This window comes from candidate division KSB1 bacterium (genome assembly GCA_034506395.1).
In the GTDB taxonomy this organism is placed as follows: Bacteria; Zhuqueibacterota; Zhuqueibacteria; order Thermofontimicrobiales; family Thermofontimicrobiaceae; genus Thermofontimicrobium.
On sequence record JAPDPQ010000026.1, the window covers coordinates 18,470 to 32,957 of the forward strand.

Sequence of the window (14,488 nt, forward strand, 5' to 3'; positions counted from 1 at the left end):
AAGCGCCAAACGTGACCGTCATCCGCCAGTTGGCGGATAACGGTCACGTTTTTGATTATTTAAAATTATATTTCACCCCCACCAAAACGTTCCTCGGTTCGTAATAGATCATGTAACTGATGTCGTAGCCATCGGAGTCGATCAGCGTGGGCTTGCCTGTCTCGACAAATTTTTCCAAAGCCCCGCCGTCGTAGGGATAGGGATGACCATACGCTTTGATGTTTTTCTGGTTGAACAAATTGGTGATTCTGGTGTACAGCGTGAACGTATGATCACCAAACGTCACATATTTATCGAATTTCAAATCCCAGGTCTGGCGGGCAGGGAAGCGATGGTTGTCCAGCAGATCAGGCGGATCATCAGGCTCGAGATAAGTGAATGCCTGGCCACTGACGTAGGTATAGAGCAAGCTCAGATCACTGTTCCCGAATAGCAGGCTAACCAATGGAATTTGCCACTGTTTTGGATATTGGAGATAAAAATTAGCCCGCAAGATATGGGGACGGCTGTAACTGTTTTCCGTGGGCAGCCGATCGGAGGCCTCCACGTACCACTGATAGGTGACCTTGCCGTCTTTATCGATGTTGACCCGCGCTGGTGTAGCAGTGCCGTGGGTGCTTTTTGAAAAACTGTAATTGAGATTTATAATAAGATTGTTGCTGAATAATGTTTTCAGGCCTAGCTCGACCCCACGGGCGTCGCCATAATCTCCACTAAAATGAGTGGAAAAAGGCAAATTAGAAGTTCGACCATAAGGATCGACGCCATAAACCAAATCACGCAGAAACCCAGGCCGCTCATGCTGATCGAAAATGTCCTTATAAAAACCGGTAATATTAAGCACGGCCAATTGCTTAAAGTGATGCTTTATTCCCATTTCAAATTGAATTGTTTTCTCTGGTTTGAGAGGTTCGAGCGTCATATTAATTACCCGTTCTGGATCTGTATTATTTGGCCCTGGGGGCGGCGAATTTTTAATGAACGGGACTGGACGAAAATAGCTCAACTCAAATTGTGCATTGAGTGGCGGCATCTGATAGAAATGGCCATAGCTAAAATGAAATACAGAATTCTCAGTGATCGGGAAAGAAATCCCTAATCTGGGGTTGAGTGAATGAAACGGTTTGACAGGCTTGCGCGGCTTCGCAAGGACATTTTCAAAACTCCATTTCCTATGTCCCAGCGTATCTAACCCATCGGCATCTGGATCAGCTAAAGGGTTATACGCTGGATCCAGCGAAGGATTCCAGACAAAACTATCTTTGGTAAACCAATCACGATTGCCATTAAAGTAATCGTAACGGATTCCCAAATTGAGAATCATACTCTCGAACTCCATCTTATCCTGCACATAAAGTCCCAATTGCAAAGGATGAAATGTTTCATTCAACCCGCGGAGGCGCCAATCCTTTAAATCATCGCTAAACGATGACAACACCCAACTATCTTCGGCATAGGTATGGTAATAAAATTCAAAACCAGTTTTCAGCAAATTATTTGTGTTGGCTTGCCAATTAAAATTGCCACAAAAGGACAAATAGCTGGTCCGATTATTGGCGTAAGGGCTGAACAAATGAGCAATAAAGGGCTCGGATTCGAAATCATCGTAATAATGCCAGCCCCACACATCGGGCTTTTTGCTTTCGCCCAGTACCCGGTACGGACTGGGACGCTCTTTTTGCAAAAAACTATAGGAACTAAGTTTGAGCTCGTAGAACATCTCAGGTTTTAGAACGTGGGTCAGCGACAGTCGTCCTTGGTAAACGTAATTATCTAATATTGAGCCATAGCCGCGATAGTACTTCGCACGCAAGGGAAACGACTCTTCTGCATTGGTAGCATGGGCATCATGGTTATACATGGCGCCATATTTGATGTTCCGGTTGGATGATACGGCGTACTTGCCGCTGAGATTGAAATTGATGATTCGGCGCATAGCCCGCGGCCTCGGTAATTCATATGGTAATTGCTGATGCCACCCTGTCAGAAAAAACGTCATTTTTTTGATCTCGCTCCCAATAATCGGCAGAAACGATCCTGGCACTGGACCTCCAAATGAGAAACGAAAGTCTTGCTCAGCATAATTTCGATAATCGTAAACTTGCATCTGCCGCTCAGGCGTCCACCATTTTGGATCCAAGTAGGCCTGACCAGTCACACTGTCGATTAGCGTATGTCGAATGAATTCGATATTCTTATTTCGATCGTAAAGATAAGTCCCAAAATGGCGCTGATGAGGTGGGCCATATTGATAATCTGCCGAAAAAGTGTAGAACGGACTTCCCTCTTTGGTAATTACATTCACGATGCCTGACTGCGCTTGGCCATATTCAGCGTTGAAGCCACCAGTGATGACCTGAATTTCTTTCACAGCCTCTTGGTTTATCTGAGTAAATGAACCACCTGCGTCAGCTTTCGCATCGATCAATGCAGCAGCACGACTGCCATCTACAAACCAAATTACCTGATCCTGACTGCCGCCTCGAATCGAATAGCGCTTCTCGCCCCGACCTGTTCCAGATAAATTTCCTTCAACGGGAATCGGATCGAAAAACACGCCCGTTTGGAGGTTGACGGCCTCGGTGACTCTGGTGGCAATGGATCGTTGCATCTCATCATACGCTACCACCTCCTGGCTGGTCGTCAGGTCTTTTTGAATCACAGGCCGTTCGGCCACCACCACTACGGTCTCGCCCAGGTCCAGCACCTCTTGATCCAACTCCACATCGATGCTGGTGGTCTGGTCGATGCTCACCCTGACATTTTTGATCTCCGCCGTTCGGTAGCCCATCATGGTGATCTTGAGCGTGTAGCTGCCTGGCGGCACATTCAGAATGAAGTACCTGCCCTGCATATTCGAAGCCGCCCCAAGCTGAGTGCCGAGGATGATGATATTAACCCCAGGCAGTGGCTCCCCCGTCTTTTTGTCTTTGATCACCCCTGCTATTTTGCCAGAAGTACCCGCTAAAAGCAACGGGGACAGAACAGCGACAAGACAGATGGAGCAAATTATCGGTACAAGTCTGCCTTTGAACTTTTGCATGGCTTTCTCCTAATCAATTTCTTAATGGCCTTAAAAGGAAAATCAGCACTGATGCCGTCGCTCCGAGCGATGGCATCAGTTGAAATTCTACTATCGTTCCCCCCTTTGAAGGGGGGCCAGGGGGGATGTCCATATCTTCCAATTCAACTATTTCATTAATCTGACCAAGTCTTCATAATTAAAAAGGTTTTTTAGTCAATCATCCTGCTATCAATCATCCTGCTATCTGGACTTTTGAGAGCCAATTTCTATGGCAGAATAATTTGTAGCAGGATAATTAAAAAGAATTTTGAGTCAATCATCCTGCTATCAATTATTCTGCTATCAATCATCCTGCTATCTGGACTTTTGTGAGTCGATTTTTATGGCAGGATAATTTTTAGCAGCATAATACTACTTGGTCAGACTCGATTTTAACATCCTCCTCAATGCACCTTCAAAGGGGGACTTGCTATCGTTCCCCCCTTTGAAGGGGGGCCAGGGGGGATGTTGCTTAGCACAGAATCGATTAATATTGAACATTCTAGCTAATTCTACTTAGTCAGATTAGTGAAAACCGTTAACAAATGCACATCATTTCGAGCGAAGAGAGAAATTTGTTGATGAAACCACCCAATCTTGAAATATACAGATTCCTCACCCCACTTCGTTTCGTTCGGAATGAAATCATTCAGCTAAATCTGACTAATCATAACTAAGTATCGATAATTTTTAGTAGCACATTCTTCAAACAATGATTCTGCCATCAATTATCCTGCCTTTAATCATCCTGCTATCAATCATCCTGCTTTCAATCATTCTGCTGTAATTCATTCAGACATCCAATACCCAGCCTCATCTTTTGCCTAAAAATCCAATCCTGGATTTTTCATAACAAACAATCCTCACCCTGTCCATCAATCCCGACGGCAGGATTTTTCCCCAATTTTCTCCCAATCGATATGGCCGAGATTGCAGCGCATAATGATTGGCGGGCGTGTTGGTGATTCTTAGCTCAATCTGGTTTGAACCTGGTTTCAAATAATCGGTGACATCAAAATCGAATGGCGGCCAGCAGCGCTCGCCCACTTTAACGCCGTTCAGCCAGAGCTCGAAGATGTCCTTCACCGCCCCCAGTTGCAAAATGAGCTTGCTGTTCTTTTTGAAAAGAGATTTATCGATAAAAAATGTTTGAGAATAAACGCCTGTGCCAGAGAAATAGGGATGAGCTGGCGCAATGGCTGAGCCATTCGGCTGGGCCAACTTTTGCTCTTCCGTCCAACTGCCCGAACGGCGGATTTCAGCGGGAAAGGAATGGTCTGCTGGCTCGAACTGCCAAAGATCCATTAGCTCGACTGAATCGGGCGGATCGGCCGAAAATCGCTGCTCGAATTCCTGTCCCCGCCAGAATAGGGCGATGTAATTCTCCCCTGCTCCAGTCGGCAACGCAGAGACAAAAAGTGAATCGCCCCTAATTTCGAGACTTTCCATGTCCATATTGGTTGCCACGACATGGGGCCTCTCTTTCGAATTTTGATTGAAGACGATCAGCGCCGAACCATAGCGAGCCAGCTCCAGGGGCACAATTGTTCGATTTTCATCTCGCTGAAATTGGATTGCATCCGAGATTGTCCCATCTTCTGGATTCCAGATCTGCGGATGGCCGTCATTTAAAAACGATGCTTGGATTCTCACTGGAGAACTATCGCTATTGGCAATGAAATAAATATCTCGCCCATCTTTGATTTTGTGAATGAAGCTGATGTGTTCGTGGGGCGAATCCAGCCGAAGGTCGGGGATCAGCAATTGTTCGATCAACGCCAGGAGGGAATCGAGATTATTTTGAATAAAAAAGGCCTGGCCGCCGTTTGGGTTACTGTTCGGGCCAGCGGGATTCTTCCAGATGGTTTCGGCAATGGTAGCTAAATCTTTTCCATTGGGAGTAACCTGCGGCAATTGACCATAAACGATGAGCTTGCCGCCTTGTTCATAAAATTTTTTGAGCTTGAGCAGCGCCGATTCGGATAAAATTTTGGCGTGCGGTACAATGACCAGTTCATGATCGATCCAAATATCCGATTGTTCCTTGCGCAACACCACTTTTTTGCCAGCCGTTCTGATGGTGGCTTTTTCCACTGCTCGCTCATTCATGTATTCAAAATCCCATTGATGGCTCAGCAGAAAATTTGACATTTGGATAAACGAGCGATCCAACTGATCCACGGCTGCTTCGTTCAGCGGGGTCAATTCCGCCTGGGCATTTTTATTGGGATAAAATATGGCAATCGGCGCTACGGTCCTTCCGTCTGAAAGCAGGCACGATAGCCGCTGCACATAGCTAGAGTAATGGGGCAAATACGGCCAGAGCGTATTTTGAACGAACAGCGACGGGGGAATTTCAAAGCGCCAATCGCCTTCGCTGGCAAAATAGAACGAGCTGAGCAGCAGCCGATTGACGCCCCGTGCAAACAGCCAATTGGTGATCCCCTTCATCTTCTCCAGCGTCACATCCCAGCCGTATGCGCCAAAGACCTCGCAATAGACGTCCTGCTTGCCAAAACTGTGAGCAGCCGAGGCGGCGAGCTTGGGCGTGATGCGACTTCGGTCCCATGAATAGACATCATCACACCCAGGCAGATGCGAGTATTCCATGGCCTTGAAGTAATCGCCCTGCATGAGCGTGGCATATTTCATCGTCTCCTCATGGGCGGGCTGAATGTTCAGCTTGATCTGGTGCGCCTCGCACCAATCGTGCAGTGGCTTGAAATAGGACTCCTGCAACAGATCGGAGAGCACATCATAAAAATCGATCCGAATTTGAGCCGTCTTTTCTCCGACGTCATGCCACAGGGCAGGAAGATATTTTTTCAGATTATAATTTTTTCGAGACTGGAACTCTGCCAGATAATTAGGCGTCCAGGCGATGCTTTCGGGATCGAGCAGGAACGCCTTCAAATTGCAATAGCAACCAGGCTCATCGGTGATGATGGCTTTGATCACGCTGCCGAAATATTTGGGCATTATTTGATAATACTGATCGTGCGTCAGAGCGATAAATTTTTTCGCCACCTCGGGATTCAGCAGGTCCACGTACTCCCGCTCCAGAAAAGTGGGCTTGAAGCTGCACGGTTGCATCGAATAGATGAACAGGGACCAATCGCCTGCGGGCACATCCCAGGAGAAATGGCTGCCATCGAAATAGGCGGTGAGGTCCATTAGGCTGGATTCGTCAATGATCTGATTTTTGAACTGCGCTGCAACAATGGCCACTGGCTCGGACTGAATTTCAAAAGTGATCTTCTGATTGCCGTTCACTCGCTGTTCGGTTTGAGAAAGGCATCTGGCCTTCAATTCAGGGTTGGCGTCCAACACCTTTCCACCCGCATGGCCACTGGGCCAGCGGATTTCATCGTACAGCCAGATTTCCAGCCCAAGCTCTCCCGCAATCTGGCAGGCATATTTGACTTTGTCGAACCATTCCTCCGAAAGATAGTCAATCGCCAGTCCTTCCCAGGCCAGGATGCAGACGCTGCCGACCGTGTTGCTGCGCTTCATTGCCTCCAGTTGCGCTTTGATCTGATCAGATTCGATGCGACCGTTCCAGAACCAGTAAACGGTGGGGAGATAGGCGGATGGTGGATTTTTGAATTGCTGATGAAACCTGGCGGATTGATTTATAGTTGAGATTTTGCATCCGATGATAAAAAAGAGGATAATGAAAAATATACCGATGAAATTGAAAATCGAATAGTAAAAGAGATTGGATTTTTCTTTCGAATTAAATTTCATTGACTGCTTTTAAATATATAATCATTTATTTTTCTCCAACGGATAGGAACGAGCCAACGGATTTTTATCAGTTGGTTTTATCTATCAGTTGGGAGAAAACCAATTTATTCCAATCCTTGCATGGGAGAACGAAAAACCAAGATACTCTCTCCCACAGAAATGGTTTTTAATCTTGATGACTTTTAATTTAGAAATCTGCAAAATAAAAATTTTGTTGTCATTCCGAACGGATCCGCCAACTGGCGGAGGAGTGAGGAATCTGTATGTCTGCAGTAATCAATTTATCAACCAGATTCCTCTCCACCAGATAGCCTTAATGCAGGACTGATTCCATCGCTCTAAGCGATGGAATCAGTTCAGACACTGGCCCTTACCATCAAATGATGCTCAAAAATGTTAAAACCGTTAAAACGGTTATTGAGATCGATACGAGTTTGTCATGGACGCCCGAATTAATTCGGGCGTTTATGACAAATTAAACAGAGTTGCTGACCGCTTCAGCGGTCTCTGAGAAAAAATATCTTCTATGGATGCTAATAGCCATTTGGCGGATCGCTCAGAATAACCTTTCTCTCTTTGGTTGACGCTTATGGCCAACTGGCGGTTCGTAATGACAATTGTGATACTGATTCCATCGCTCTCAAGCGATGGAATTAATTCAGAGTTATCGAAAAAGATCAAAAGAAACATCCGTTGGCGAAAGTTTATAAATAAAATCACTGCAACAATAACATCTTCTTGCTCTCACCATCTCGGTCGATCTGAATTCGATAGAAATAAATCCCCGAACCCACATCTTCTCCCAACTCATTTTTTCCATCCCAGACCGCCGAATGAATGCCAGCATTTAAATTTTCATGGATCAGCGTCCTCATCTCCTGCCCCAACACATTATAGATTTTTAGGACGACGTGTGAGCTTCGATCCAACTGGAATTCAATTCGGGTCGTTGCATTAAAGGGATTGGGATAATTCTGGCTCAGTGCGAACAATGTGGGCAGCTCACTTTTTTTTTCGACTCTGGTCACCTGCTCGTTCAGTTCTAGCGTGATGAATCGTGGTCGATAAATATCGGCATTGGAAAAGTGATCCCAAAAATTGAACGTGTTGACGTTGTAACTGATCAGCAATTTTCCTGGCTGAGAAAGATGGGGATGGGCTTTGGCGTTGTACACCAGGATGTACGGATCTTCCAGCACCTCGGGGCAGTTCCAAATTTCCCTGTAAAAATGAAATGGGCCAATGGGACTATCGCCAATGCGGAATCCCACCTGATCCCCAAACTGGAATACCAGAATGAATTTTCCATTATCCAGCGGCGAAACGCTGAACTCCTGGGAAATGCCATTGGTAATCGGAGCACAATTTGCAATTTCCGATCCCCAGGCTGAACCATCCCAATATTGCCACCTGGAAAAGTCATCTATTTCATCGGGCAACACTCGGGCAGCGACCAGATCTTTCTTGCTGGAGCTACTTCGGGGGCCATAAACGTAGAGATAGCCATCGGGATTGGGATTGCCCGCCGCTTCCGTCATCGGCATCACAGCCTGGCCCAGGACGATCTCCCAGCCCTCGGCTTCATTTTTACAAAACAGCGGCGTATCGAGCTGCTGGCAGTCCCGAACGCTATCCGAAGCATCGAGGGTGAATTCGAGCAAGTTGACGCCAACGATCTTAAAATTGAAAATGCCACCGCCGCTGCCTGAATTCAAGCGCAAAGCAAAGACATAAATTTTGTCCTGAATCGCCACCCCATCCATCAGCCAGTACCAATCGCCTGGCTGGGCGTTTGGCGTTTCTGGGACAAACACCGATTGTGGCTGTCCGCTGGAATTGGTTCGCCAGAAAAATTGGATTCTCTGGGGATCGGGTTGGTTGCCATGCAAAACCGCATACGTGTTATTGACCATCTTGGTGTCTTTGCGCTGATTGTTGGCATCCACTTTGCCGATGAAGGTATCGCTGAAGACCAGCAGGGTTCGTTCGTTGCTCGGATCAGCATGAGTCTCCACGCCCGACAGCGGAATGGAATAAATGCCATCGGCGCCTGTCCAGCCCGAGGTTCGATCCAGCAGCGCATCCCAATCAGCAGCTCGCTCAACCCCGAACGGCAGCACGACCTGTCCCGAGTCGGGCACGCCAATGGGATGAGGATAGGACAGCGGCGCCCAGGACGGATCGTTGCCGATCAGCCCACCCGTAGCTTTGGTGATCAGATAGGCCAGCTTGAAATGACCTTCATTTTGTCCGACCTGCAATCGGACATCGGCTGTGACAGTAATCGGATTTTGATAGGTGTAGCCTGTATCAGAAGTCAATCCGATCCATTTCATGTTCAAGCCAAAGGCGGCGGCGGGATAATGGGCTTCCACGGAATCGGCCCAGGTCGGCGCCAACTCCATTGTCCCAGTCCCAAGATCACCCTTGTATTCGGCTGAAATGAAAGACCAGTCCTCTGGGATTAAAATGGCCAATACTCCCTTGTGGGGATTGGGCTCGGGAACAATATTATCGAAAACAGTAACGGAAATGGCGATGGTTTCACCAGGTTGGGCGCTGCGAGGCTGGTTGATTTCAACAAATCGGCATTGCGCCAGAAGAAAAAACAAAAAAAGAAGCGCTGATTTTACTTTGGTTTTCATTCAAGCAAATAATCAAGAATACAAAGAAGAAAAATGGATTAAGAATTTATTCAAATTGATCATCAATGTCAACAAGAAAATTTTGATCCTGGCAATTTGTTAGAGCTCCAAATAGGTTAACTCAAGAGGTCATGGCAATAGCAATTGGCGAAACAATTGGTTACTTTTGGTGACACTATCCATGAAAAATTGGCTAATGCAATAGAGTTTCATGTCGACGGCACATGGAATGGATAAAGGGATAACTGCCTTGAATCAGCACCATAAAACCGCCAATTTTGCAAGAATCTAGACCAAATCCCCCAATCTGAAATGAGGTAAAATAGCGCTAAATGGCATCATTGTTGACATAAATTATCCATTCATTCCCAATCAGTTTTCTTTCTCATAGGTTTCGATGTTATTGTGAAAAACTTTTAGCGCGAGAGAGAATGATTTAATCGAGAAACTTTGGTTAAGATTTACGAGCTATGGTCGTGATCCAAGGTGCATCAGCGCGCGGGTCACAACCTCTGGATTCACCTTTTTCAATGCCTCGATCTGTTTAATAACTGCTGGCATGATCTCTTTTAAATGTTGCAATTCAGTCAATGCTTGTTCTGGATGAATGCTGATTCGATTGCCAGTCTGGGCTGCTTCGATTAAAATATCAGGCGACCATTCCTGTGGCCAAAGGCTATTGAGCAGCGGCATAATGCGCCGCAAGCGCGCCAGTTTACCAGGCACGCCCTGGATCAGTTTCGCTTGCTCTTGGGAAATGGAGGGGAAGCCCACCACAATTACCACTTTTTCAGTTACCCGATACGGTGGCAGAAAAATATGGAGCTGCAATTTGTTACCATCGTACCGCCATCCCACTTTCGCCGTTCCGTCAGCATCGTAGGCAATCAGATGTCTATTACAAGTAACCGTTGTTGGCGGCAGGACAAATGGTATTCGGATTTCGTAACAACGTTCAGATGGCATATTTGGAAATTGACCTTCCACTGATAGGATCTCCAATTGCAACTGATCCTGCTGGTTCCAAGAGAATTGGATCGGTGTCCAGGAGCAAATGTTATCTTTGTAGCCCAGCGTATTCCCTTCATCTTCATAGACTCGTGTAAAACCAGATTGACCTCTGAAAACGGCTAGGACCAGCGGATCCACCATGGTTTCAATCGCGGCTTTTTTTTGTGTCTGGAGCGGGATAATGGCGCCCGCCTTGACATACACAGGTATCTCATCTAACGCAAATTGTCGTCGGTAACGCCGCGGGCCTGTTAGTCGTTCACCAGTGAACCACTCGATCCATTCGCCTGGCGGCAGCCAGATTGATTTGGTGACTAACATGGAATCGGGCGAGAGAGGGGCGGTGATCGGTGCAACGAGGATGTCATTCCCAAACATGTATTGATTTTTGAATCGATAAGCTTCATCGCTGTCTGGATAGTCATAATACATCGGTCGACAGATGGAAATACCAGTGTCGTAAGTTTGGCGAGCGGCTGTGTAAATATACGGGATCAATGCGTAGCGCAGCAGGATTGCCTCGCGCATGACCAAAAAATAATCTACAGGGTAAGCCCAAATCCGGCGCTCGGCCATGGGATTTTTAGTTGTATGAGTCCGCAGAATGGGGCTGAAGATTCCGAATTGAATCCACCGTGTATACAACTCGGGGGAGACTTCCCCAGGCATGTGGCCGCCAATGTCGTGGCTCCAATACCCATAGCCGACATTCGCAGCAGTGGCCGTAAAATAGGGTTGAAAGGCCAAAGACTCCCATACCGAAATGGCGTCGCCAGAAAAACCGATCTGATAGCGATGGTTGCCTAATCCACCCCAACGGTGGAAGATCAGCGGGCGTTTGCCCCGGCGTTCCATATCGGTGAAATGGACGTAGTTAAGCCACCAAGTGGGATTGACACCTGGGATACGGGTGGTTGGCTGTTGCTGCCAATCGAGCCACCAAAAGTCGACGCCTTGCGCCTCCAGGGGATGGTGCAAAATTTTCAGATAATTTTCAGCAAATTTTTTGTCCACGATATCGAATGGCACATACTTTTTGGTTGCCGGATCGATGCCCATAGCCCGAGCCATCTCAGGATATCGCTCCTCGTGGGGTTGAACGCCAGATGCAGGATGGAGATTCAGCGTCGTTTTTAACCCTTTCCGATGACACCATCTCAGAAACCCTTCGGGGTCGGGGAATAGAATCCTATCCCAAGTATAGCCTGACCAGCCCAACCGTTGGCCGGCTTGATCATACCGCTTTTGCCACCAGCGAAGTCCAAATGTCTGATGCCAATCCATGTCGATCACCAGCACGTCCAACGGCACATCGTGTATCTCAAACTCGTGCACGAGTTGCTTGAATTCCTGGTCAGTATAAGCCCAATAGCGCGACCACCACAGGCCAAAGGCAAAGCGCGGGGGCAAGGGAATCTTGCCAGCTACTTGAGTGAAATCAAATAGCGCTTTTTTATAATTATGACCATAGCCGAAGAAATACCAGTCCTGATGGTCATCCGAAGGCCGAAGGATCACCCAGGGCCAGTCGCTATCATCGAATAAGGGACGGTCCGAGTCATCAACGAGCGCCCAGCCGCTACGTGAAATCAAACCTGGTTCTAAAGATGCTGCGCCTTTAATCCCATCCAACGTCCGCGTCGTGCCTCGCAAATTGGTCGTATCCTCTAAGCCGGGATGCCAGGTTACTACCTGGCCGTTCAACGTCAATGAGATAGCTAAATTTTGACTGTTAAATTTTCCGCTGTTTTCTCGATATCGCAATGTCAGTTGATCCGTGGTGATGATCAGCCATCCGTCTGCTATTTGCGTTTGAAATTTTGGCACTGGTAGCCTGCGATTGAGAAAGACCAACGACGCGCGATCTTCAAAATTGCCGGTTGCTGACCATTCCAGTCGAATCAGCTCCGGTGTCAATACCGAAAAGCGAGCGTTGCCACAGCACACCATAACTTCCGGATTAGCCTTTGGAGAAAAAGTTTGACCAGATGCAGTCATAAGCTGTCCTACCACAAGCACTCCTATCCACAATGCAATGAGATTTATTTTTGAGAGATAATATTTATTTTTCATGGCTCGTATAAATCCTTACCGAATTTACCAGGCAATTCCGTAATCTTCGCCATAGTTGCTTGATCCGCCCCAGAAACTGCCATGCTGCCAATCGAAAAAGATGGCGTTCATCGGGCCTGAAGTTTTGCGGTTGAACCGCAGCTCATACCCCATTTGTTCCAATTCTTTTCTGACCCATGGGGGCACATCATCTCGTAACAGCATTCGGCCAGGAAATTTTTCATGATTGCCAAACGAGCTGAACATTTGATAACTGGTGATATTGGGGGCTTCGCAGGCTTCTTGGACGTTCATCCCGAATTCAACCACATTTAAAAAGAATTGGAGGCAGTTTTGATCTTGGGTGTCGCCTCCCTGAATTGAAAATGAGAGGAACGGACGGCCGTCCTTGAGGGCGAGGGTGGGTGTTAAAGTCGACCGAGGACGCTTCCCTGGAGCGACGACGTTGTAGGGATTTTCCGATGGATTCAAGACAAAGCTTTGCATTCGCTGGCTCATGCCAACGCCAGTCGCACCAGCGATGCACACCGGCATCCAACCGCCGCTGGGGGTAACGGATACGACCCAACCAGTTTTGTCTGCTGCCTGAATTGAGGTTGTTCCTCGGCCAAAAAGCTCATCGATCAGCAAGTCTGCCGTTGCGGTAGATCGATCTGGCTGCTTGATGCTGGTACGGTTCCAATTTTTTATGAGTTCTAAAAAGGGATTTTTTTTCCCTTCAAAAGGATAGGGATCGCCCGGCCCAATAGCTGCGTCATTCCGCTCCCAATTGATTTGTTTCACCCGTTCCCGAGCGTAGTCTTTAGACAGCAGTCCTTTGATTGGTTCTTCGGGCGGGACGTAGGGATCGCCGTAATAGAAATCGCGATCTGCAAAGGCCAAATTCATGACCTGATAAAGGGTATGGATGTAGCGAGCACTGTTAAAACCCATTGCTTTTAGGTCGAGATTTTCAAGCATATTCAATGCCTGCAACATCACTGGCCCCTGAACCCAGGTGGTCAATTTGTAGACCTCGATCCCTTTATAAATGGTCATCACCGGGGATTCAAGATAGTACTTCCAATTCCCTAGATCTTCTTTGGTGATCAATCCGCCTTGTTCCTGGCAGGCGCGAGCGAATTCTTCGGCAATATCGCCTTTGTAAAAGCGGTCATAGGCCATGTAGATCGCCTGCTTTCTATCTTTACCAGCGGCACGGGCTTCGGCTTCAGCTGCGACCAATTTTTTTAATGTATTCAACAGGTCCAGTTGCCGAAAAATTTCACCAGGATGAGGAGCCTCATGCGCTTCGCCAAGATGCGGGAGCAATATTTGTCTGGAATATTTCCACTCTTTGATTTGCTTTTTGTAGCGTTCGATGCTCTGAGACAACTCATGTTCAATGGGATAACCCTCGGCCAGTTCCATGGCTGGAGCGAGCACCTGCTGCAAGCTCATCGTGCCGAACTCTGCCAGCATCACCATCAGCCCGCCGGGAGTGCCAGGCGTTACCGCGGCTAGCGGGCCATACTCTGGAGGATAGTTCATCCCCTTCGCTTTGAAAAACTCTGCCGTTGCGCCGCTCGGAGCTACCCCGAGCGCATTGACACCGATCACTTTTTTCGTGAACGGATTGTAGATTAGCGCTTGGGTCTCGCCACCCCAGCTCAACATGTCGTTCATCGTACAAACCGCAGCCAGCATGGCACAGGCTGCATCCACGGCATTGCCTCCTTGCATGAAAATCCGCGCTCCAGCAGTCGCTGCCAAAGGCTTTCCTGTGATCGCAACCCAATGACGACCATGAAGGATCGGCTTCTCTGTGGCGAATGGAGATCTTGGGCAAAAAGCAACTATTTGGGACGCGAAAGATAAGATGAGAATAGCGCGAAAAACGAAAAACTTTCTAACTAACATAAAAGCAACTTCCTTTCAACCAATAGGGATTGTGATATCCATTTCTCGA

General features: G+C 47.4%; 5 protein-coding genes. All 5 read right to left on the minus strand.

Translation table 11 applies throughout. The features are described from left to right. Positions 1-55: 55 nt before the first annotated feature. Entirely contained in the window at positions 56-3,043 is a 2,988-nt protein-coding gene (locus tag ONB37_15015) for a TonB-dependent receptor (protein ID MDZ7401464.1), read from the minus strand. A gap of 834 nt (positions 3,044-3,877) precedes the next feature. After that, complete coding sequence (locus tag ONB37_15020; protein ID MDZ7401465.1) at positions 3,878-6,811, minus strand: glycosyl hydrolase; 2,934 nt, start codon at positions 6,809-6,811, stop codon at positions 3,878-3,880. Positions 6,812-7,527: 716 nt separating this feature from the next. Further along, positions 7,528-9,456, minus strand: a complete 1,929-nt coding sequence (locus tag ONB37_15025; GenBank protein MDZ7401466.1) for a DUF4185 domain-containing protein — start codon at positions 9,454-9,456, stop codon at positions 7,528-7,530. Between the two features lie 468 nt (positions 9,457-9,924). Next, positions 9,925-12,480: a glycoside hydrolase family 31 protein gene (locus tag ONB37_15030; GenBank protein MDZ7401467.1), complete on the minus strand. Its 2,556-nt coding sequence runs from the start codon at positions 12,478-12,480 to the stop codon at positions 9,925-9,927. Between the two features lie 84 nt (positions 12,481-12,564). Continuing rightward, positions 12,565-14,439 carry a gamma-glutamyltransferase gene (locus ONB37_15035; GenBank protein MDZ7401468.1) on the minus strand — a complete coding sequence of 625 codons (1,875 nt, stop codon included), beginning with the start codon at positions 14,437-14,439 and terminating at the stop codon, positions 12,565-12,567. Positions 14,440-14,488 lie beyond the last annotated feature (49 nt).

Coding starts and splice junctions, on each gene's coding strand:
- ONB37_15015 (MDZ7401464.1), bottom strand. CDS start 3,043: ATGCAAAAGTTCAAAGGCAGACTTGTACCGATAATTTGCTCCATCTGT.
- ONB37_15020 (MDZ7401465.1), bottom strand. CDS start 6,811: ATGAAATTTAATTCGAAAGAAAAATCCAATCTCTTTTACTATTCGATT.
- ONB37_15025 (MDZ7401466.1), bottom strand. CDS start 9,456: ATGAAAACCAAAGTAAAATCAGCGCTTCTTTTTTTGTTTTTTCTTCTG.
- ONB37_15035 (MDZ7401468.1), bottom strand. CDS start 14,439: ATGTTAGTTAGAAAGTTTTTCGTTTTTCGCGCTATTCTCATCTTATCT.